This is a genomic window from Rhodococcus sp. 14-2470-1b (assembly GCF_002259415.1).
GTDB lineage: Bacteria > Actinomycetota > Actinomycetes > Mycobacteriales > Mycobacteriaceae > Rhodococcoides.
The window spans coordinates 95,007-114,232 of record NZ_NPFY01000035.1; the positions used below are offsets into that span (position 1 = coordinate 95,007).

17 protein-coding genes are annotated in these 19,226 nt (G+C 64.6%); 4 read left to right on the top strand and 13 right to left on the bottom strand.

Annotation, left to right across the window (positions count from 1 at the left end):
• Positions 1-10 precede the first annotated feature (10 nt).
• Entirely contained in the window at positions 11-580 is a 570-nt protein-coding gene (locus CH293_RS23630) for a hypothetical protein (protein WP_037113226.1), read from the top strand.
• Positions 581-671: 91 nt separating this feature from the next.
• On the opposite strand, the gene CH293_RS23635 is transcribed toward CH293_RS23630, so the two are convergent.
• The 3 genes from CH293_RS23635 to CH293_RS23645 form a co-directional block, all read right to left on the bottom strand.
• A complete protein-coding gene (locus CH293_RS23635) occupies positions 672-1,877 on the bottom strand; it encodes an SPFH domain-containing protein (RefSeq protein ID WP_037113224.1) in 1,206 nt (401 codons plus the stop codon).
• Between the two features lie 6 nt (positions 1,878-1,883).
• Positions 1,884-2,315 (bottom strand): NfeD family protein, encoded by a 432-nt coding sequence (locus CH293_RS23640; RefSeq protein WP_176460097.1) that lies wholly within the window; start codon positions 2,313-2,315, stop codon positions 1,884-1,886.
• Between the two features lie 130 nt (positions 2,316-2,445).
• Positions 2,446-3,258: a DUF3097 domain-containing protein gene (locus CH293_RS23645; protein ID WP_037113221.1), complete on the bottom strand. Its 813-nt coding sequence runs from the start codon at positions 3,256-3,258 to the stop codon at positions 2,446-2,448.
• Between the two features lie 194 nt (positions 3,259-3,452).
• Here CH293_RS23645 and CH293_RS23655 point away from each other — a divergent pair, with 194 nt between their 5' ends.
• Positions 3,453-4,292, top strand: a complete 840-nt coding sequence (locus tag CH293_RS23655; RefSeq protein WP_176460098.1) for a hypothetical protein — start codon at positions 3,453-3,455, stop codon at positions 4,290-4,292.
• A 36-nt stretch (positions 4,293-4,328) separates the two neighbouring features.
• Here CH293_RS23655 and CH293_RS23660 read toward each other — a convergent pair whose 3' ends face one another.
• The 8 genes from CH293_RS23660 to CH293_RS23695 form a co-directional block, all read right to left on the bottom strand.
• Positions 4,329-5,414, bottom strand: a complete 1,086-nt coding sequence (locus CH293_RS23660) for a ferrochelatase (protein WP_037113220.1) — start codon at positions 5,412-5,414, stop codon at positions 4,329-4,331.
• 67 nt (positions 5,415-5,481) lie between these two features.
• Positions 5,482-6,306 carry an NADH-dependent enoyl-ACP reductase InhA gene (gene inhA / locus CH293_RS23665; protein ID WP_020110096.1) on the bottom strand — a complete coding sequence of 275 codons (825 nt, stop codon included), beginning with the start codon at positions 6,304-6,306 and terminating at the stop codon, positions 5,482-5,484.
• Between the two features lie 44 nt (positions 6,307-6,350).
• Complete coding sequence (gene fabG1, locus CH293_RS23670; RefSeq protein WP_019666324.1) at positions 6,351-7,073, bottom strand: 3-oxoacyl-ACP reductase FabG1; 723 nt, start codon at positions 7,071-7,073, stop codon at positions 6,351-6,353.
• Between the two features lie 84 nt (positions 7,074-7,157).
• Positions 7,158-8,150 carry a VWA domain-containing protein gene (locus tag CH293_RS23675; protein ID WP_019666325.1) on the bottom strand — a complete coding sequence of 331 codons (993 nt, stop codon included), beginning with the start codon at positions 8,148-8,150 and terminating at the stop codon, positions 7,158-7,160.
• Complete coding sequence (locus tag CH293_RS23680) at positions 8,147-9,136, bottom strand: DUF58 domain-containing protein (RefSeq protein ID WP_094721659.1); 990 nt, start codon at positions 9,134-9,136, stop codon at positions 8,147-8,149. The genes CH293_RS23675 and CH293_RS23680 overlap by 4 nt, the downstream gene beginning before the upstream one ends.
• Positions 9,133-10,446, bottom strand: coding sequence for a MoxR family ATPase (locus CH293_RS23685; RefSeq protein WP_255122973.1), 1,314 nt, complete (start codon positions 10,444-10,446; stop codon positions 9,133-9,135). Before CH293_RS23685 ends, CH293_RS23680 begins: the two co-directional genes overlap by 4 nt.
• Positions 10,447-10,777: 331 nt before the next feature.
• Positions 10,778-12,265 carry an NlpC/P60 family protein gene (locus tag CH293_RS23690; RefSeq protein WP_094721661.1) on the bottom strand — a complete coding sequence of 496 codons (1,488 nt, stop codon included), beginning with the start codon at positions 12,263-12,265 and terminating at the stop codon, positions 10,778-10,780.
• Positions 12,266-12,657: 392 nt separating this feature from the next.
• A complete protein-coding gene (locus tag CH293_RS23695) occupies positions 12,658-13,191 on the bottom strand; it encodes a DUF6676 family protein (protein WP_037113216.1) in 534 nt (177 codons plus the stop codon).
• Between the two features lie 388 nt (positions 13,192-13,579).
• Between CH293_RS23695 and CH293_RS23700 the strand changes: the two genes are divergently transcribed.
• Entirely contained in the window at positions 13,580-16,390 is a 2,811-nt protein-coding gene (locus CH293_RS23700; protein ID WP_094721739.1) for an aconitate hydratase, read from the top strand.
• A 187-nt stretch (positions 16,391-16,577) separates the two neighbouring features.
• On the top strand, positions 16,578-17,153 hold the full coding sequence (locus tag CH293_RS23705; protein WP_037113215.1) for a TetR/AcrR family transcriptional regulator: 576 nt from the start codon (positions 16,578-16,580) through the stop codon (positions 17,151-17,153).
• A gap of 29 nt (positions 17,154-17,182) precedes the next feature.
• Here the strand turns inward: CH293_RS23705 and CH293_RS23710 are convergent, their stop codons facing one another.
• Positions 17,183-17,416: a helix-turn-helix domain-containing protein gene (locus CH293_RS23710; RefSeq protein WP_080733081.1), complete on the bottom strand. Its 234-nt coding sequence runs from the start codon at positions 17,414-17,416 to the stop codon at positions 17,183-17,185.
• A 105-nt stretch (positions 17,417-17,521) separates the two neighbouring features.
• A complete protein-coding gene (locus CH293_RS23715) occupies positions 17,522-19,153 on the bottom strand; it encodes an ABC-F family ATP-binding cassette domain-containing protein (protein ID WP_037113214.1) in 1,632 nt (543 codons plus the stop codon).
• Positions 19,154-19,226: the final 73 nt, after the last annotated feature.

A 19,226-nucleotide genomic window follows, 5' to 3' on the forward strand; every position in this document is an offset into this window, starting at 1 on the left:
GGAGAAACCGATGTCCGTTTCGGCACTGACGACCGTCATGACGCAGATACTTCTGGTCGCCTCGGCCACGGCGTCGATCGCCCCGTCAACAGGCCGACTGCCCACCCGGCTGCCGACGTGGGTGCCTGCAGTCACGTCCGTGGGTCTGCTCGCGATCGCTGCCGTCTGCGCGTCTCTGACCGACCCGGTACACGGATTCATGTTGGCCACCACGTACGTGGTCACGGTCGCCGTAGCCGCTGTAGGCGGTTCCGGCATCGTTCCGGCGGTCTTCGCAGTTGCCCGGCGGAGCGGCACGCCCGGACCCGACGATTCGCCGGGACCACTGCACGGCGGACGCACCATCGGAGTCCTCGAGCGCACGGCGGTCGCGGCATCCATCCTGTCCGGTTGGCCCGAGGGCATCGCGATCGTCTTGGCCGTCAAAGGGCTTGCCCGCTATCCGGAACTGCGTGCCAGCGAGCCGTCAGCCCAGTCGCCTGCCGCGACGTCGGCCTCCGAGCAGTTCATCATCGGCACCTTCGCGAGTGTCATGTGGGCCGTCGCCGTCTGCGGAGTCGGCCTCGCCCTGACCACCTGACCGATCGACCACCTGACCGATCGACCACCTGACCGATCGACCACCTGACCGTCCGACCGGCAGCGCGAACTGCGACGACCCGCGTCGCTTCTTACCGCTCCGGTTCAGCCTGAGGCGCAGTCCACTGCTGATGCGCCGGCCCCGCCGACAGCTCGCCTACGTCGAGCCCTTTCGTCAGACTGGGATCGGGAGCAAGGGAGGTGTCGACGGGCGTGCGCGCAACGGCTTCCGCAGCCGCCACGGCCTCCGCGACAGCCGGATCGCTCTTCGTCTCGAACCAATCCGCGACTTCTTCCGAGTCGTCCTCGGGTTTGGTGTCCGTACCCGAGGTGTCGCTCGGCTGGAACCGGAACACACCGTCTTCCCCTGGTGCGCCGAGGGTCTTGGCGAATCCCTTCAACGCATCTCCGAAGTCGCTGGGGATCATCCAGACCTTGTTGGCGTCACCCTGCGCCATCTGAGGCAGCGTCTGCATGTACTGGTAGGCCAAGAGTTCGGGCGTCGGCTTGCCCGCTTTGATGGCCGCGAAGACCTTTTCGATTGCCTTGGCCTGTCCCTGCGCCTGAAGGTACTTCGCAGCCCGATCGCCTTGGGCCCGAAGAATTCTGGACTGACGCTCACCCTCGGCCGTGAGAATCGACGCCTGCTTGGCGCCCTCGGCTGCAAGGATCCGACTCTGCTTGTCACCCTCGGCCGTCTTGATCGCGGACTCGCGGTGTCCCTCCGCCGTCAGAATCGTCGCTCGTTTCTCACGGTCGGCCTTCATCTGCTTCTCCATCGACTCCTGGATCGACGGCGGCGGATCGATGCTCTTCAGTTCCACACGTGCCACGCGCAGGCCCCATCGCCCGGTCGCCTCGTCCAGGACCCCGCGCAATTGGCCGTTGATGGAGTCGCGAGACGTGAGCGTCTCCTCCAAGGTCATGCCACCGACGACGTTGCGCAGCGTGGTCGTCGTCAACTGCTCCACGCCCACGATGTAGTTGTTGATCTCGTAGACGGCGGCCTGAGGATTGGTGACCTGGAAGTACACGACAGTGTCGATCGACACCGTCAAGTTGTCCTTCGTGATCACCGGCTGCGGTGGAAAGGACACAACCCGTTCCCGCAGATCGACTTTCGCGCGAACCCGATCGACGAACGGAACGAGGAACGTCAGCTGCCCCGACACAGTCTTCGAATACCTACCGAGCCGCTCGATCACCGCGGCCTCGGCCTGCGGTACCAGCGCAACCGATTTGGCCACCAGAACGACGACAAGAAGGACGATCACGCCCAGAACGATGAGTGCTGCCATGTTCGACTACGGTCCTCTCCACACGAGCGCAGTTGCGCCGTCTATTTCCATCACGGTCACTGTGGTCCCCGGCGCGTACACCTCGGTGGAATCCAGAGGACGCGCCGTCCACACCTCACCGCCGATCTTCACCTGACCTTCGGTGGCCGACACCTGTTCGAGCACCAGCGCACTCTTGCCCGACAACGCCTCGATTCCGGTCGGCAGGACAGGCGGTTTCGCGAACTTGCGCAGCAGAATCGGACGCACCCCGAGAACGAGGGCCAACGACACGACGGCGAACACCACGGCATCGACCCACACCGGAAAATCTGTTATCGACGACACTCCGGCCGTTGCCAGGGCCCCTCCGGCGATCATCAGCAGGAAGAAATCACCCGTCAGTGCCTCGGCCGCCGCAAGGAGGACGCCCGCGATGAGCCAGATAATCGCTGCCACACCCCCAGTGAACCACAAATCGGACATCTGCCGGTGAGGGCGAGGTGACAACTCACTACAGCAACCGATCGGTTACTGCAGCGCGGTTACTGCACTGCGATTACCGGCGCCGAGTCAACGGGGGGCTCGGTCACTGGGGCTCGGTGACGAAATCGACCAGCTGCTCGACCGCACCGATCAACGGCGCCTCGAGATCGCGGAAACTGGACACCGATTCGTACACACGTCGCCAACCGTCGCGCGGAGATCCCCACCCCAGCTCCCGGCAGATACCGGTCTTCCAATCCTCGCCGCGCGGAATCCGCGGCCATGCAGCAATACCAACTGCCTTGGGACGCACCGCTTCCCAGACATCGATGTACGGATGGCCCGTCACGAGCACATGCGGACCCAAGGACGTGGTCAGTTTCGACTCCTTCGAACCCGTCACGAGATGGTCGACGAGCACACCGACACGGCGCCCAGGACCAGGCTCGAACTCCGCGAGACGCTCACCGAGATTGTCGAGACCCTCGAGGTGCTCGACCACAACTCCTTCGACACGCAGATCGTGACCCCACACCCGCTCGACCAGAGCGGCGTCGTGGACACCCTCGACCCAGATGCGGCTCGCACGAGCCGTACGAGCACGCAGCCCTTCGACACGGGTGGAACCCGACGCCGACCGAGAGGGGCCCGCCTTCGGAGCCACAGCGGCACGTACCAACGTCACCCGCTTTCCGTCGATCAGGAACGCAGCCTCCCGCAACGCGAACAGACGTGTGGTTCGTGCCGCGTCCTCCAGGCGCACGAAATCACCGTCGTACGTTCGCTCGAACCCCACGACAGCGCCGCAGTACCCGGTCGCCGCGTCCTCGACCACGAGCCCACGCTCGGCCGGAACCTGCGGCGCAGGCACCTTCCGCATCCGACTGTGCCCCGCAAGAATGTCCGACCCGTACATATCCGCCACGGCCGAACACGCTAGCCGAACCCACAGCACCCGAGCCGAACGCCACGCCGTTCGAAAGCCTCGACTCACGGGTCATTTCTGCAGGCTCCACTCCCGGCTTCTCCCGGGTCATTTCTGCAGGCTCCACTCCCGGCTTCTCCCGGGTCATTTCTGCAGGCTCCACTCCCGGCCTAAACTGGTGAGCCGTGAGTTCTCCCAGTGCAAGCCTCGCCGTATGGGCGAGTTCGTGGTTGGCCGGCGTGAGCGCACCGGACGACGTGATCGACGCCATGGCCGAATGGGCGCCGATGCATCTGGTCGTGGCTGCGGACGAGGCAACTGCAGCCTCCGCGTCGCTGGCGTGGCCGAGCCCGCGTGCCGACGGCATCGCAGCGTTGTTGACGCTCGTGCGTGCGACGTCGGGCCGCGCGCCGGGCGGTGCCCGACAGCCGGGGAACCCAGGAATCGAACTGCTTCTTCCCTCGCCTGGATCTGCGCAGAATCTCACGCCCGGTACCGCGTTCTCCCGTGCGGCACTGGTCACCGGTCAGGCTGTTCTCGTCGGCGCTCCCGGAGCCGACGGAATCGGTCTGGTACCTGCCGTCGAGGGCCCGGACGTGATGCGCTGGACGGTGCACACCGTCCGGGTTCCCGATCACTTCGTACGCGACTTCTCACTGGGTGAGGCGGAATACGCGATGCGCGACGCCGTGCGCGGTGCCGCCGAGGCTCTCGGAACCATGTCGGCACTGCCGACGCGCACTCCGAACGGTGACCCCCGCACTCGGATTGCCGCCGAGTTGGAATCGCTTGCGCGACATCGCTATCCGATCGACACTCCCGAACGAGCGCTTCGTGTGCTGGAGTCGGCCGACCGGGTGTCCGCGATACTGTCCGTTGCTCAGCACGATTCACCCACCGAGGCTCCTACCGCTGCAGCAGAGGCAGCGAGGGAGAACCTCATACGGCCTCTGTGGTCGGCCGTGCGGGCTGCGCGACTCAGCGCTGTGGCGCGCAGCATCGAAGAGGGAGCGCCTCGGGCCTGAGCGGAGCCGAGTCGGGGCCGACGAGTGTGCGTTGCGTCAGCGAGGTGCGCCGACCGGACGACGACGCGCAGGTTGCTCGCAGCAGTTGAGTGCGCAGCGATCACCGTTTGCCGTCGAACCGTAACGGGGGACGCTACCGATCCCGCGGGGAGAGGTGTCGCCGACGTACTCCCCCACCAACTCGACGATCATCTTCGCGAACCGTGGATCCGTGCCTGGCGTTGCTACGCGCGCGAAAGCCATGGACAGTTCGGCCGCCTTGTCGCGTGCCTCGGTGTCGAGATCCCACACCACCTCGAGGTGATCGGACACGAACCCGACCGGGCACACGAGAACCGCGTCGACACCCTTGTCCGACAGAAGTTCGAGATGGTCGCAGATGTCGGGCTCGAGCCACGGAACCTGAGGTGGTCCGGAACGCGACTGCCACACCAGGTCGTAGTCCTCGAAACCTGCTCGCTCGGCAGCCAGCCGGGATGCGTCGGCGACTTGTCTGCTGTACAGGTGCCCGCCGTCCTTAGGCGGCCCCGCGTTCGCGTCGGCCGCGCTGGGAATGGAATGTGCAGTGAACACGAGTCGCGCTCCGGCACGTTTGTCGGCAGGCAACTGTTCCAATGCGGCGGTGATCGCGTCGGCGAAGGAGTCGATCATCAGGGGGTGGTCGTAGAACTGCCGGATCTTGACCAACTCGGGTGCGCCGTCACCTACCGATTCACGAGCACGTGCGATGTCCTCGTGGTATTGCCTGCACCCGGAATAACCACCCCAAGCTGACGTCGGAAACACCAGCGCGCGGCGAACACCGTCCTCGGTCATCCGGGCGACCGTGTCCTCGACCATCGGATGCCAGTTCCGGTTACCGAAGTACACCGGTAGGGAGATCGACGCCGATGCCAACTCGGATTCGACCGTCGCGATGATGTCGCGGTTGAGTCCATTGATGGGCGAGACTCCACCGAAGTGCATGTAGTGCTCGACGACCGCGTCGAGCCGCTCGGGCGGCACACCGCGTCCACGGGTGACGTTCTCGAGGAACGGCCGAACGTGTGACGGGTCTTCGGGGCCACCGAAGGACAGGAACAGCAACGCATCGAAACCATCGACACCACGAGAGTCGGTCATCGGTCCATTGTGCGCCCGAGGAGGATGTGACCGAACACGCCCCTCCCCGGGCGGACGGAGAAGAGAATCAGACGTTGTCCGGGAGGTACGTGTTGTGGCTCGCGCCGCCGTCCACGTAGATGATCGAGCCGGTGGTGCCCGGCAGCCAATCGGACAGAAGCGCAACGATCGACTTGGCAACGGCCGTCGGGTCGTCGTAGTTCCAACCGATGGGCGATGCACCGTCCCAGTACTCGTTGAGCTGCTGCATCTTGGCGGCATCGCCCGTCGCTGTGCCTGCGATGGCCTTGGCTGCTAAAGTGCGGATAGGGCCTGCGGCAACGAGGTTCGAGCGAACGCGCTTGGCCTGACCGACCTCGCGGGCGACGTACCGGTTGACCGACTCGAGCGCGGCCTTGGCAACGCCCATCCAGTTGTAGTACGGCATGGCGGTGCGCGGGTCGAAGTCCATTCCGACGATCGATCCGCCCTCGTTCATGACGGGGAGCACGGCGCGCGCCAGCGAGGCGTAGCTCCATGCGGAGATCTCGAACGCACGCGAAGCGTCGGGGCCCGGACCGTCCAGGAACGGCTTCGCGTCCGGTCCCATCAGAGTGCGCGGCGCGAAAGCGATGGAGTGCAGTACGCCGTCGACACCCTCGGGTGCGAGTTCGCGAACGCGGTCGGCCAGAGCGGCCAGGTGCTCCTCGTTGGTTGCGTCCAGTTCGATCGCCGGGGGCACCGGCTGCGGGAGCCGCTGCGCGATGCGGTCGATCAGGCGGAGCCTGTCGAAGCCGGTGATGATGACCTTCGCGCCCTGGTTCTGCGCCATTGCGGCGGCGTGGAACGCGATCGAGGCATCGGTGATGATGCCGGTCACGAGAATTGTCTTGCCTTCGAGCAGTCCGCCCATGTGTATTCCTTACAGATCGAATCGAAAAGAGAAAACGAAGAAAATCAGTGACCCATGCCCATGCCACCGTCGACCGGGATGACTGCACCCGACACGTACGCGGAGTCCGGGCCGGCCAGGAAACTCACGACGGCCGCCACATCCTCCGGTTGGCCGAGCCGCTGCAGCGGAATGAACTCCTTCGCCTTGCTGCGAAGGTCGTCGGGAAGCTCGGCAGTCATGTCCGTTTCGATGAAACCGGGCGAGACGACGTTGGCGGTGATCGACCGCGACCCGAGTTCACGCGTAATGGACCGTGCCATACCGATGACGCCCGCCTTGGACGCGGCGTAGTTGATCTGACCAGGTCCACCGCCCAGTGCGACGACGGAACTGAGAAACACCATTCGGCCCCATCGGGCGCGCAACATCGCGCGGTTGGCACGCTTGGCAACGCGGAATGCACCGGTGAGGTTCGCATCGAGAACTCTCTCGAACTGCTCCTCCGTCATGCGCATCAACAACGTGTCGTCGGTGATCCCCGCGTTGGCCACCAGCACCTCGACAGGCCCCTGCTTCTCCTCGACCTCTTTGAACGCAGCGTCGACGGATGCAGAATCGGTGACGTCGCACACGACGCCGAGCAGACCTTCCGGCGCGCCCGAGCCACGGTGAGTGACGGCGACCTTGTGGCCGTCGGCGGCGAGCCGCTGAGCGATGGCAAGGCCGATGCCTCTGTTACCTCCGGTGACAAGTACGGAACGTGCGATGAAGTCGGGTGTGGACATGCCTGCAACCTATCTGTTCGTGCTGGAATGACAAAGCAGTGTTACTCATGAGTAATAACAGTGAATCGGTACGAATTCGGTAAATCAGGGCAAACGCTGTCGAAGCACCAAGGCCGTACCGAGCCCCGCCGCGGTGAACAAGACGCCGAGAATCAGCCACGGTCTACTCGCGTCGCCCCGCGTCATCTCGAAACCGATCTGCTCCTCGAGAGTGTCGTAGACGGCCCGTAGTTCCTCCAACGACGAGGCCGTGAAGAAACTGCCGCCGGACAATGTGGCGATTTCCTTGAGCGACGGGTCGTCGACCGGCACCGGCACTCTCTCCGAACCCGATTCGCTCTCGATGTCGACGGTGCCGTAGCTCGTTCCGAACGAGATGGTCGATATCGGCACGTCCTTCTCGGCAGCAGCACGCGCCGCGGTGTAACCGCCTCTCGGGTCGTCCGGGTTCTCCGGCACCGTCTGCTTGCCGTCCGACAGAAGCACGATGCGGGCAGGTGGGGCAGCATCTCCGCCGCCGAGTACCGCGCCCAGAGTGTCGATCGACTGCAATGACGTGAAGATCGCTTCTCCGGTTGCTGTGCGCTCGCTGAGCTGGAGTTTGTCGATCGCCGCTTTGGTCGCTTCACGATTCGCGGTGGGCGACACCAGCACCGAAGCAGTGCCGGCGAACGCCACCAGTCCCAAGTTGATGCCGGGAGTCAAGCCGTCGGCGAACGATTTGCCGGCTTCCTGCGCTGCCGCCAGACGTGACGGTTCGACGTCGGTCGCTTCCATGGACAGCGACACGTCGATCACGAGCATGACGGTTGCGCGGTTGCGCGGAACCCGTTGATCCGACGTCGGTCCGGCCAGCGCAACGGTGAGCAGAAGCAGGCCCACGAGCACCAGAGCCGTCGGTACGTGCCGCCAATACCCGGGCCGGTTGGGAGCTACCTTCTCCAGCAACTCCATGTTGGAGAACAGCAGAGTGTTCTTCTGACGGCGACGCTGGACGACGACGTATCCGGCGACGAGAGCGCCGACGACCAACAGAAACAGCAGCCACCACGGAGAGGTGAAGTCGGACAAGCTCACCGGCGACCCGCCCGTGCAGTGTTGGCAGCGCTTGCCCCGAGCGTGTGCCTCCGCGAGGACACGAATCGAACCACGTCGGCGATCCAGTCACCGTCGGTCCGCAAGGTAAGACGCGGCGCCCCACATCGGCGCAACACACGCTCGACGTCGCTCCGGTGCGCTGCTGCTGCCTCGGCGAAATCCGCCCGCAACCGCGGCGTGGTGCTGAACTCTCGGGTGCGCCCTGATTCGGGGTCGTGCAGCACCACATCTCCTATGTCGGGAAGTTCGAGGTCGCGCGGATCGAGTACTTCGACGGCGAGGACATCGTGCCGCGCCGCGATTGCTCGCAGCGACCGTTCCCAGTCGATCGGCCCGAGGAAATCGCTGATGATCACCGCCATCCCGCGCCTGCGCTGCGGCCGTCGAAGCGACTCGATCGCGCCCACCAGATCACCTCGGACACCGTCTACTGCGCTGGGAGTGGTCGCGATCGTTCGCAGCATCGACTGTGCGTGAATCTGCCCACCGCGCGCGGGAATTCGCGTCAGTGTGGAGCCGTTGGCAACGACCGCTCCGATCCGGTTACCGCCTCCCCCGGTCAAATGCGTGATCGCGGCGGCCGCGGCAACGGCGAGGTCGCGCTTCTCGCATCCGGTGGTTCCGAAGTCGAGGCTTGCCGACAGGTCGAGAACCATCCACGTTTCCAGCTCCCGATCCGCCACCGACTGGCGCACGTGCGGATGAGTCGTGCGTGCCGTCACCGACCAGTCCATCTGACGCACGTCGTCGCCCGGCTGATACTCGCGAGCATCCCCCGGCTCGGACCCGGGGCCTGGAATCAACCCGAGGTGATCGCCGTGAAGCACACCGTCGAGCCGACGCCGAACCGTCAGTTCGAGCGTTCGGAGCGCCGCGGCGAGCGACGGGTCCCGTAGTTCCCCGCTCCGGAACGACGGTGGGCGAGCCTCGTGCCGCCGAACGGCACCTTCGGCCGGTCCCCTCACTGCTTCTGGCTACCCGCGGCCGACTCGTTGCCGGCCGGTTGTGCCCCCTGCTGACCCTGGGGAACCTGATGACCCTGCTGACCCTGGGGTGCACCGATGCCCGGTCCTGGTCCCTGCCCGCCCGGTACCGGGAACTGACCCGACTGCGGATGCGGTTGCTGCTGGTGAGGTGGCTGATGAGGCGTGTGGGGAACCTGTGCATTCGGCGTCTGCTGTGCAAACGGTGGCTGCTGTGCAAACGGTGGCTGCTGCGCAAAAGGTGGCTGCTGAGGGTTGGGGCCCTGCTGCTGGTTCGGAACCGGCGGCTGCGGCCCACCTCCGACGGCTTGCGGTGCAACCTGTGGAAGCCCCACGGTCTGCAGGACGCGAGTGATGACGTCCTCCGGCGTGACTTCGTCGGCGAGAGCGTCGTAGGACAGGACGAGCCGGTGCCGGAGCACGTCGGGAATGACCTCGAGGACATCCTGCGGAACTACGTAGTCACGTCCGCGGAGCAGTGCAAGTGCACGAGACGCCGAGATGATGCCGAGCGTCGCACGAGGGGATGCACCGTAAGCGATCCAACTGGCGACGTCGTCGAGACCGAGCTGCTCCGGTGTTCGAGTTGCCGCGATGACTCGGACGACGTAATCGACGAGAGCGTGGTGCACGAAGACGTTGCTCGCGACTTTCTGCAAGCGGACGAGCTCAGCCGGGTCGAGTATCTGCTTCGGCGTGGGGACCGCGGTTCCCATCCGGTAGACGATCTCCCGCTCCTCCTCGACCGACGGGTAATCCACCACGATCTTGAACAGGAAGCGGTCCCGCTGGGCTTCCGGAAGCGGGTACACGCCTTCGTTCTCGATCGGGTTCTGTGTGGCCATCACCAAGAACGGATCGGGCATCGGGAACGTCTTGCCGCCGATGGAGACGTGCCGTTCGGCCATCACCTCGAGAAGCGCGGACTGGACCTTGGCCGGGGCACGGTTGATCTCGTCCGCCAGTACGAAATTGGCGACGACAGGGCCCAGTTCGGTGTCGAACTCCTCGCGTCCCTGTCGGTAGATGCGGGTACCGATCAAGTCCGTCGGCACCAGGTCCGGGGTGAACTGCACACGAGAGAACGAACCGCCGACCACCTTGGCGAACGTCTCCACGGCGAGCGTCTTGGCCACTCCGGGAACGCCCTCGAGCAGAACGTGTCCGCGGGCGAGCAAGCCGACAAGAATACGCTCGACAAGCCGATCCTGGCCGACGATGACGCGCTTGACCTCGTACACGGCCTTTTCGAGAATGCGTACGTCCTGCTGCAGATCGTTCACGGCATCCACCGAAGCGTTCCGGTCCGTGGTCTTCGGCTCCGTACCGTGCGAAGCACTTACGTTCGACACTCCCCCGTTCGATCCGTCGCCCTTCGATCCGTCGCCCCTCGATCCGTCGCCCTTCGACAGGTCGGCCTTCGATGCGTCACCGTTCGACACGCCGTCACGTGATGCCACCAACAATCCACCGCTTCCACTCGACATTTCGCGGGCACGTTCCTCCATGTCCGCCACCAACTATTGCAGGTGACGACGGAACGCGCCGACGGTCCCGCCCCAGGCTACCGGCGCGCACGGGCGAGCCTATCGGTACCGCGGTCAGGAGACCATGCACACCGATTCAGGAGACCATGCGCACTGCGTACGGGGTCATGCCGTCGTACCGGACCGGCGAGACCTTCACGACGCTGCCCGATTGAGGGGCCTCGAGCATTTTTCCGTCACCGAGGTACAACGCGACGTGCTGGCTCGCGTTCGGACCGTAGAACAGCATGTCTCCGCGCTTCATGTCCGAGGACGGAACCTGCTTGCCCGCGGTGTACTGGTAACCCGTGTAGTGCGGGAGTGAGATCCCCAGGCCGGCGAACGCATAGATCATCAATCCGGAGCAGTCGAAACCAACCTTGTTGTAGTCCCCGTAACTGTCGGCGACACCTCCGTCACGAATTCCTTTGGTCGGCCCGTTCTCGTCTCCGCCACCCCACGAGTAGGGCACACCCAACTGCGACATGCCGCGGTCGATGACGAGTTCCACGGCGGCACTGCCGGTCAGAGAAGGATTGCTCTGACCACTGCTGCGTGGCTTCTTCGTCGTCGACGTGGACGGTGACGGGCTGGAGTCCGAATCGTCGATGGCGGTGTGCGAGCGTTGTCCGGCTGCTGCCGCCGCCGCTGCCGCGGACGCGGCCTGATTCGCGGCGACACGGGCCGCCGCCTGGACGGCAGCATCGCGTGCGGCGGCTGCTGCCGCCGCGATTGCTGCGTCCTCGGCAGCCTTCTGCTGTTCCCAGGCGGAGTACGCATCGCGTTGACCCTCGAGTCCCGCAACCTCGGATCGTGCGGAGTCCAGTTGCGATTGCGCGGAATCGCGTTGCGCCTCGATTGCTGTCTTCTGCTCGGCCTGGGCTGCGAGGGCCGCCCGCGCAGTGGCAATGGCGTCTTCCGCGGCAGCCTTCTTGCTCTCCGCGTCGCTGGCAGCGGCGTCGGCCTGCTGCTTCGACTCGCGGGCGGCGGAGTCCTTGTTCGCCTGCTCGGTACGCGCACGTTGCAGTCCGTCGAGAACAGCATTCTGACTGGAGGACAGCACCTTCAGCACCTGCGCTCGATCGAGTACGTCGTCCGGCCCGGTCGACCCGAGGAACGACGAGATCGATGCCACGCCTGTGCCCTGTGTGTAGCTCGACACCGCGAAATCGTTGAACTTGGTTTGAGCAGCCTGAATCTGCGTGCCTGCGTCGGCAAGTGCCTGCTGTGCGACGCCGACCAGTTGCGCGGCGACGTCGGCAGCATCGCGGGCGTTCTGCAGGTCGACGAGTGCCCTGTTCACGTCTTCGCGCTTGATCGCGACGTCGGCGTCGAGCTGCGCCAGTTGTTGATTGGCTGCGGCAACCTGATTGATCAACTGGCCGACAGCGCCGAGCTGCTGCTCCACCCGTGAACCGGCCGCAGCGATGTCCGAGTCGGACGGATTCGGCGGAGGTGGTGGCACGGCCGCAGCGGTGCCGGACACGGCACCGAGCAGCGCTATCACCAGTCCGGACCCGACCAGTAGTCGTGCAGTGGCAGAGAACGCTCCACGGCGAATGCCGCGATCAGCTCGACGCCTCACAAAAAGTCTCCCTCGGTCCCGGCGCTCGCGACCGCTTCACGAGGAAGCTGTCGACGCCGGACGGACCGCTGGACAGCCTTCCCCAAGATGTCCTCGTCGATCCGCCGGGCAGGGAGAGAGCACGCAGCAACACGTCAGATGCAGACCACGCCGGTCACACCCGAAGCATCGGCCTCCCGAGACAACTCGGATACACCTCTGCCCTCTGCGACACTCCTTCCCCAGCAGTGCCAAAGGCACCGTACGACACTTTGAGCACTGAGGAAACTCCAGTCACAAATGACACATTTGTCATTCGACCGGTGAAAACGCGCTGAACTCGGGTGTTCGCCCGAAACATTTTTTTGGACTTTTTCGCGCGATGCGCAGGCAACCCTCGGAGAGAGAATCCTTCAGGCTCGGGGAACCCTCGACGAGGGTGCGTCGGCCTTCGTTCGCCGCCGTTTGATCTTGACCCACGCGGTGGCCGCGGACGCTCCGGCGACCACGACGAGAATCACGGCCGTGATTGCGGTCCAGGGAGCACTCGGCTCGATCAAAGTGTCGACGAAATTGTCCGCGGCGACCACCGGATCCCCGGTGTAGGTGCGGTCCTGCCCGGCTTCCAGAACAACTCGGCTGACGCTGTCGCTGAACGACCCCACCTGATTCGGGCTCAGCACCAAGACGGTCCCGCCGTCCTCTGCGCCGACAGCCGTGGCCAGATCGCGCAACTGGGAGTCGTGCCGCGGGTTGTCCTCCACCACGACGATGGACAGATCGATGCCGTGTTCCTCGGCGCGGTCCACCGCGGACTCGAGTTGGCTCTCGATCGAGGCCGGTGCACTGACGCCGGTCGCCGAGACCTCCGCGACGATCGTGTCGACGTCGACACCGGGAGGTACGTCGGCCGACATCGGCGTGAAAGCAAGACCGGGTACAGGCATCAGAAAGGTTCCAGTTCACTAGCTGCATCGGGACGGTCGAGCACTCGCCCTTTCGGCATCACGGGTGTACCGGACGTCGTCGATGTTCGGACCGTGCTCGACGAACGAACACTACGTGACGCCGCGACCGACGGGTTCGCGACTTACCGGGCTACCCGCCTGCGAGTGAGGTTCCCCTGCATTGCGTAGCCAGGTTCGCTGGACGAAGATCGACAGTCGAGGGCCGTCGACCTGCAATGTAGGCTGCCCTTCGTTTCAACAGGACAAGCGTACTGTTAGACTCGACCGCGAGACGAACAAGCCAGCGGCACCAGCCTGCGAGGTGCGTCTCGCTTCAACCGTCGACACAGCCCCGTCGGCGGTGTGCCTCAAGACGAGTGGAGCTGAAGTGACCGCCAGTAATGATTCGTTCGGTGCAAAGGGCACCCTCGAAGTCGGAGACAACTCCTACGAGATCTTCCGCCTGTCAGCCCTCCCTGGCGCCGAGAAGTTGCCCTACGCACTGAAGGTTCTCGCGGAGAACCTCCTCCGCACCGAAGACGGTGCCAACATCACCGCCGACCACATCCGTTCGATCGCGTCGTGGGACCCCTCGGCCGACCCGAGCATCGAAATCCAGTTCACCCCCGCACGAGTCATCATGCAGGACTTCACCGGCGTCCCTTGCGTCGTCGACCTTGCGACCATGCGCGAAGCAGTCACCACTCTCGGCGGCGACCCGAACAAGGTCAACCCGCTCTCTCCCGCCGACATGGTCATCGATCACTCGGTCATCCTGGATGTCTTCGGTCGCGCCGACGCGCTCGAGCGCAACGTCGACCTCGAGTACGAACGGAACGGCGAGCGCTACCAGTTCCTTCGCTGGGGCCAGGGCGCGTTCGACGACTTCAAGGTCGCCCCCCCGGGCATGGGCATCGTCCACCAGGTCAACATCGAGTACCTCGCACCCACCGTCATGACCCGTAAGGGCCAGGCATACCCCGACACGTGTGTCGGCACCGACTCGCACACGACGATGGTCAACGGCCTCGGTGTTCTCGGGTGGGGCGTCGGCGGTATCGAGGCAGAGGCAGCCATGCTCGGCCAGCCCGTCTCGATGCTCATCCCCCGCGTCGTCGGCTTCAAGCTCTCCGGTGAGATCCAGCCCGGCGTCACCGCAACCGACGTGGTGTTGACCGCCACCGAAATGCTTCGCAAGCACGGTGTCGTCGGCAAGTTCGTCGAGTTCTACGGTAAGGGCGTGGCCGAGGTCCCCCTCGCGAACCGCGCGACCCTGGGCAACATGAGCCCCGAGTTCGGTTCCACCGCAGCGATCTTCCCGATCGACGAGGAGACCATCAACTACCTGCGGCTGACCGGCCGCAGCGACGAGCAGCTGGCGCTCGTCGAGGCATACGCCAAAGAGCAGGGCATGTGGCACGACCCCGAGAACGAGGCCGTCTACTCCGAGTACATCGAACTCGACCTCAACACCGTCGTACCGTCCATCGCCGGACCGAAGCGTCCGCAGGACCGAATCCTGCTGTCGGAATCGAAGATCGCTTTCCGCAAGGACATCCACAACTACGTCGAGGAAAACCACCCCGCGCACGAGGGCGACAGCAAGCTGGACGAAGCACTCAACGAGTCCTTCCCTGCCAGCGATCCCGCATCGCTGAGCTTCGCCGAAGACGACGCCGTCGACGTTCGTTCGGCCGCCTACGGTTCCGAAGGACGCCCGAGCAAGCCCGTTCGCGTAGTCACCGACGAGGCCGGTGAATTCGTATTGGACCACGGTGCCGTCGTCGTTGCAGGAATCACGTCCTGCACCAACACGTCCAACCCGTCGGTCATGCTCGGCGCGGCGCTGCTCGCTCGAAACGCCGTCGAGAAGGGCCTGTCCACCAAGCCGTGGGTCAAGACCAACATGGCCCCCGGATCTCAGGTCGTCACCGACTACTACGAGAAGGCAGGCCTGTGGCCGTACCTCGAGAAGCTCGGGTACTACCTCGGCGGCTACGGATGCACCACGTGCATCGGTAACACCGGCCCTCTGCTCGAGCCGATCTCCAAGGCGATCAACGACAACGACCTCTCGGTCACCGCCGTGTTGTCCGGAAACCGCAACTTCGAGGGGCGCATCTCCCCCGACGTGAAGATGAACTACTTGGCTTCGCCTCCCCTCGTCATCGCATACGGCCTCGCAGGCACGATGGACTTCGACTTCGAGAACGATTCCCTCGGAACCGATCACGAGGGTAACCCCGTGTACCTCAAGGACATCTGGCCGTCCTCGCAGGAAATCGAGGAGACCATCCAGTCCTCGATCAGCCGGGACATGTTCAGCAAGTCCTACGAGACAATCTTCGCCGGTGACAGCCGCTGGCAGAACTTGTCGACCCCGGAGGGCGACACCTTCGACTGGGACCCCAAGTCCACGTACGTGCGGAAGCCCCCGTACTTCGACGGCATGGAGATGGAACCGGCTCCGGTCAAGGACATCAAGGGCGCTCGCGTCCTCGCCCTGCTCGGCGATTCGGTCACCACCGACCACATCAGCCCGGCCGGACCGATCAAGGCCGGTACGCCTGCAGCCCAGTACCTCGACTCGCACGGCGTCGAGCGCAAGGATTACAACTCGCTCGGTTCGCGTCGCGGTAACCACGAGGTCATGATTCGCGGAACGTTCGCGAACATCCGGTTGAAGAACCAACTCCTCGACGACGTCTCGGGTGGATACACCCGTGACTTCACCCAGGACGGTGGACCGCAGTCGTTCATCTACGACGCCTCGCAGAACTACCAGGCCGCCGGCATTCCTCTCGTCGTCCTCGGCGGCAAGGAGTACGGCTCGGGATCCTCGCGTGACTGGGCAGCAAAGGGCACCTCTCTGCTCGGCGTCAAGGCCGTCATCACCGAATCGTTCGAGCGGATCCACCGCTCCAACCTCATCGGCATGGGCGTCGTGCCGCTGCAGTTCCCGGCGGGCGAGAGCGCGAAGTCGCTGAAGCTCGACGGCACCGAGACCTTCGACATCGTCGGTATCGAGAAGCTGAACGAGGGCGTGACGCCGAAGACCATGGCCGTCACCGCCACCAAGACCGACGGAACCAAGGTCGAGTTCGACGCAGTGGTGCGCATCGATACCCCCGGTGAGGCGGATTACTACCGCAACGGTGGCATCCTGCAGTACGTGCTGCGCAACATGATCCGCGGCTAGACGCCACTGGATTTCGGTCCCTGGATGGTGACACCATCACCGACCAGGACAGCAGAACGCGCACGACCACCACACGTCGGGCTCAGGCCTCGGCGGTTGCGGTGCTCGTGCGCGTTCTGCGCTTGCCAGCAGGTCCCTGGAGTGCGCCGACCGTGCGCACCGGCAGTCCGACGAAGGAGGCGTGCACGTGCCCAAGGTCAGTGAAGACCAGTTGGCCGCGCGGCGCAGTGAGATTCTCGACGGCGCACGCAGATGCTTCGGTGAGTTCGGCTACGAAGGCGCCACCGTTCGCCGCCTCGAAGAGGCCACCGGCCTGTCTCGCGGGGCCATCTTCCATCACTTCAAGGACAAGGACGGCCTGTTCTTGGCACTCGCCCGAGAAGACGCTCGCCGCATGGCTGAAGTCGCGGCGGGCCAGGGTCTGGTCCAGGTCATGCGCGACATCCTCGAGGAGCCGGATCGCTTCGAATGGCTGGGTACGAGGCTCGAGATCGCCCGACGCCTGCGCACCGACCCCGAGTTCAGAAACAGCTGGTCCCAGCAGTCCGCCGAATTGACGGATGCAACACTGGCCCGACTGGAACGGCAGAAAACCGCGGGACGCCTGCGGGACGACGTCGCACCGGACGTCATGGTCGAGTATCTCGATCTTGTTCTCGACGGCCTGGTCGCACGGATTGCATCAGGCCAGGACGGTCACAACCTTGCTGCAGTGCTCGACCTCGTCGAGGAGTCGGTCCGAAAGCCCGACGCGACCAGCTAGCGAATCACGTCGTCACCGCTCTGCAGTCGTCAGCGTGCTGCGGGTTTTCGGTTGGGTCCGCCGCGTGACCTGAGAACTGTGCCGGACTCCCCCAGCACCTTGTGCACGAAACCGTACGACCTACCCGTTCGCACGGCCAAGGACCGGATACTCGCTCCGGCCTCGTATTGCTCCTTCAGCGAGGATTGCAGGCGATCACGCGAATCACCGGTTATACGAGCACCTTTCATGTACGTCGACTTTCGGGCTCGCTCCTTGGCCATGGGATCCTCCAGTCAGCTACGAATGTGTTCGCTCACCGAAATTCCCCCGCGGATTCAGGGTAGAGGACAGAGGCCACGCGGCATGGCCGAACGCGACGAACTCGATCACGCGAGCTGAATCAGCTCCAGGTATTCCTGGGACCAGTGGTCCTCGGTGCCGTCGGGAAGGAGGATGACGCGTTCCGGTGACAGCGCTTCAGCGGCACCGGGATCGTGCGTGACGAGCACGACGGCACCCTTGTAGCTGCGCAAGGCGTCGAGCACCTGCTCGCGGGAGATCGGATCGAGGTTGTTGGTGGGCTCGTCCAACAGAAGCACGTTCGCCGCCGAGGAGACCAGACCGGCGAGCGCCAGACGGGTCTTCTCACCGCCGGACAGAGTCCCGGCGGGCTGCTCGAGTTGAGGTCCGGTGAACATGAACGCACCGAGGAGCGAACGAAGTTCCTGCTCCCCCGTGTCCGGAGCCGCGTGCCGGATGTTCTCCCACACCGACGCGTTGTCGTCGAGGGTGTCGTGTTCCTGAGCGAAGTATCCGACGCGCATGCCGTGGCCCGGTTCGATGTCGCCCGTGTCGGCTTTCTCCGTGCCGGCGAGGATACGGAGGAGAGTCGTCTTGCCTGCGCCGTTGAGCCCGAGCACCACCACCCGGCTTCCTCGGTCGATGGCGAGATCGACGCCGGCGAAGATTTCGAGGGATCCGTACATCTTCGTCAGGTTCTTCGCCATCAGCGGGGTCTTCCCGCACGGCGCTGGTTCGGGGAAGCGAATGTGCGCAACCTTGTCCGACACCCGCTCGGCGTCCAGGTTGGCCAACAGTTTGTCGGCGCGCTTCGCCATGTTCTGTGCTGCAACGGCTTTCGTCGCCTTGGCACCCATTTTCGCGGCCTGTACGCGCAGAGCGCCCGCCTTCTTCTCCGCATTTGCGCGCTCGCGGCGACGACGCTGTTCGTCCGTCGCCCTCGCATCGAGGTACTTCTTCCAGTTCATGTTGTAGATGTCCGCCTCGCCGCGGACAGCGTCGAGGAACCACACACGGTTGACTACGTCGCCGAGCAGCTCGACGTCGTGACTGATCACGATCAGCCCGCCCTCGTGGTTCTGCAGAAATCCTCGCAGCCAGGTGATCGAATCGGCGTCGAGGTGGTTGGTGGGCTCGTCGAGCAGAAGCGTGGTGGTGGAGCGGCCGCCGCTGCCGTCCGACGCGGCGAACAGAATGCGAGCGAGCTCCACGCGACGGCGTTGTCCACCGGACAGCGTGCGAAGCGGCTGGCCGAGGATGCGATCCGGCAATCCCAGGCTGTTGGAGATCCGAGCAGCTTCGCTCTCGGCCTCGTAGCCGCCGAGAGACGCGAATCGCTCCTCCAGCTCGCCGTATTTGCGTACCGCACGGTCCAGGCGATCTTCGTCGGCGGTCTCGGCCATCAGCGCCTGTTGCTTCTCCATTTTGTGCAGCAACGTGTCGAGGCCGCGCGCGGACAACACCCGATCCTTCGCGAGAACGTCGAGGTCTCCCTCTTTCGGGTCCTGCGGAAGATAACCCAGCTCACCGGTTCGCACGACCGAGCCTGCGTACGGCTCGCCTTCGCCGGCCAGAATGCGGAGGGTCGTGGTCTTGCCTGCACCGTTACGGCCGACGAGCCCGATCCTGTCGCCGGCCTGTACGCGGAGGGCAGGTCCTGGCGACGAGAGCAACGTGCGGACACCGGCACGAACTTCGAGGTCGGTGGCGGTGATCACGCGTAGGCTCCTTGGACTGGGAAGACAACAGGGCATGCATCTCGATCGATTGTTCCTCGCACCACGTGCGCGG

Excerpts from the sequence above, each read along its gene's own strand:
- CH293_RS23630 (WP_037113226.1), top strand. The coding sequence starts at position 11 with ATGTCCGTTTCGGCACTGACGACCGTCATGACGCAGATACTTCTGGTC.
- CH293_RS23635 (WP_037113224.1), bottom strand. The coding sequence starts at position 1,877 with ATGGCAGCACTCATCGTTCTGGGCGTGATCGTCCTTCTTGTCGTCGTT.
- CH293_RS23645 (WP_037113221.1), bottom strand. The coding sequence starts at position 3,258 with ATGTACGGGTCGGACATTCTTGCGGGGCACAGTCGGATGCGGAAGGTG.
- CH293_RS23660 (WP_037113220.1), bottom strand. The coding sequence starts at position 5,414 with ATGACCGACTCTCGTGGTGTCGATGGTTTCGATGCGTTGCTGTTCCTG.
- inhA (WP_020110096.1), bottom strand. The coding sequence starts at position 6,306 with ATGGGCGGACTGCTCGAAGGCAAGACAATTCTCGTGACCGGCATCATC.
- fabG1 (WP_019666324.1), bottom strand. The coding sequence starts at position 7,073 with ATGTCCACACCCGACTTCATCGCACGTTCCGTACTTGTCACCGGAGGT.
- CH293_RS23695 (WP_037113216.1), bottom strand. The coding sequence starts at position 13,191 with ATGCCTGTACCCGGTCTTGCTTTCACGCCGATGTCGGCCGACGTACCT.
- CH293_RS23710 (WP_080733081.1), bottom strand. The coding sequence starts at position 17,416 with ATGGCCAAGGAGCGAGCCCGAAAGTCGACGTACATGAAAGGTGCTCGT.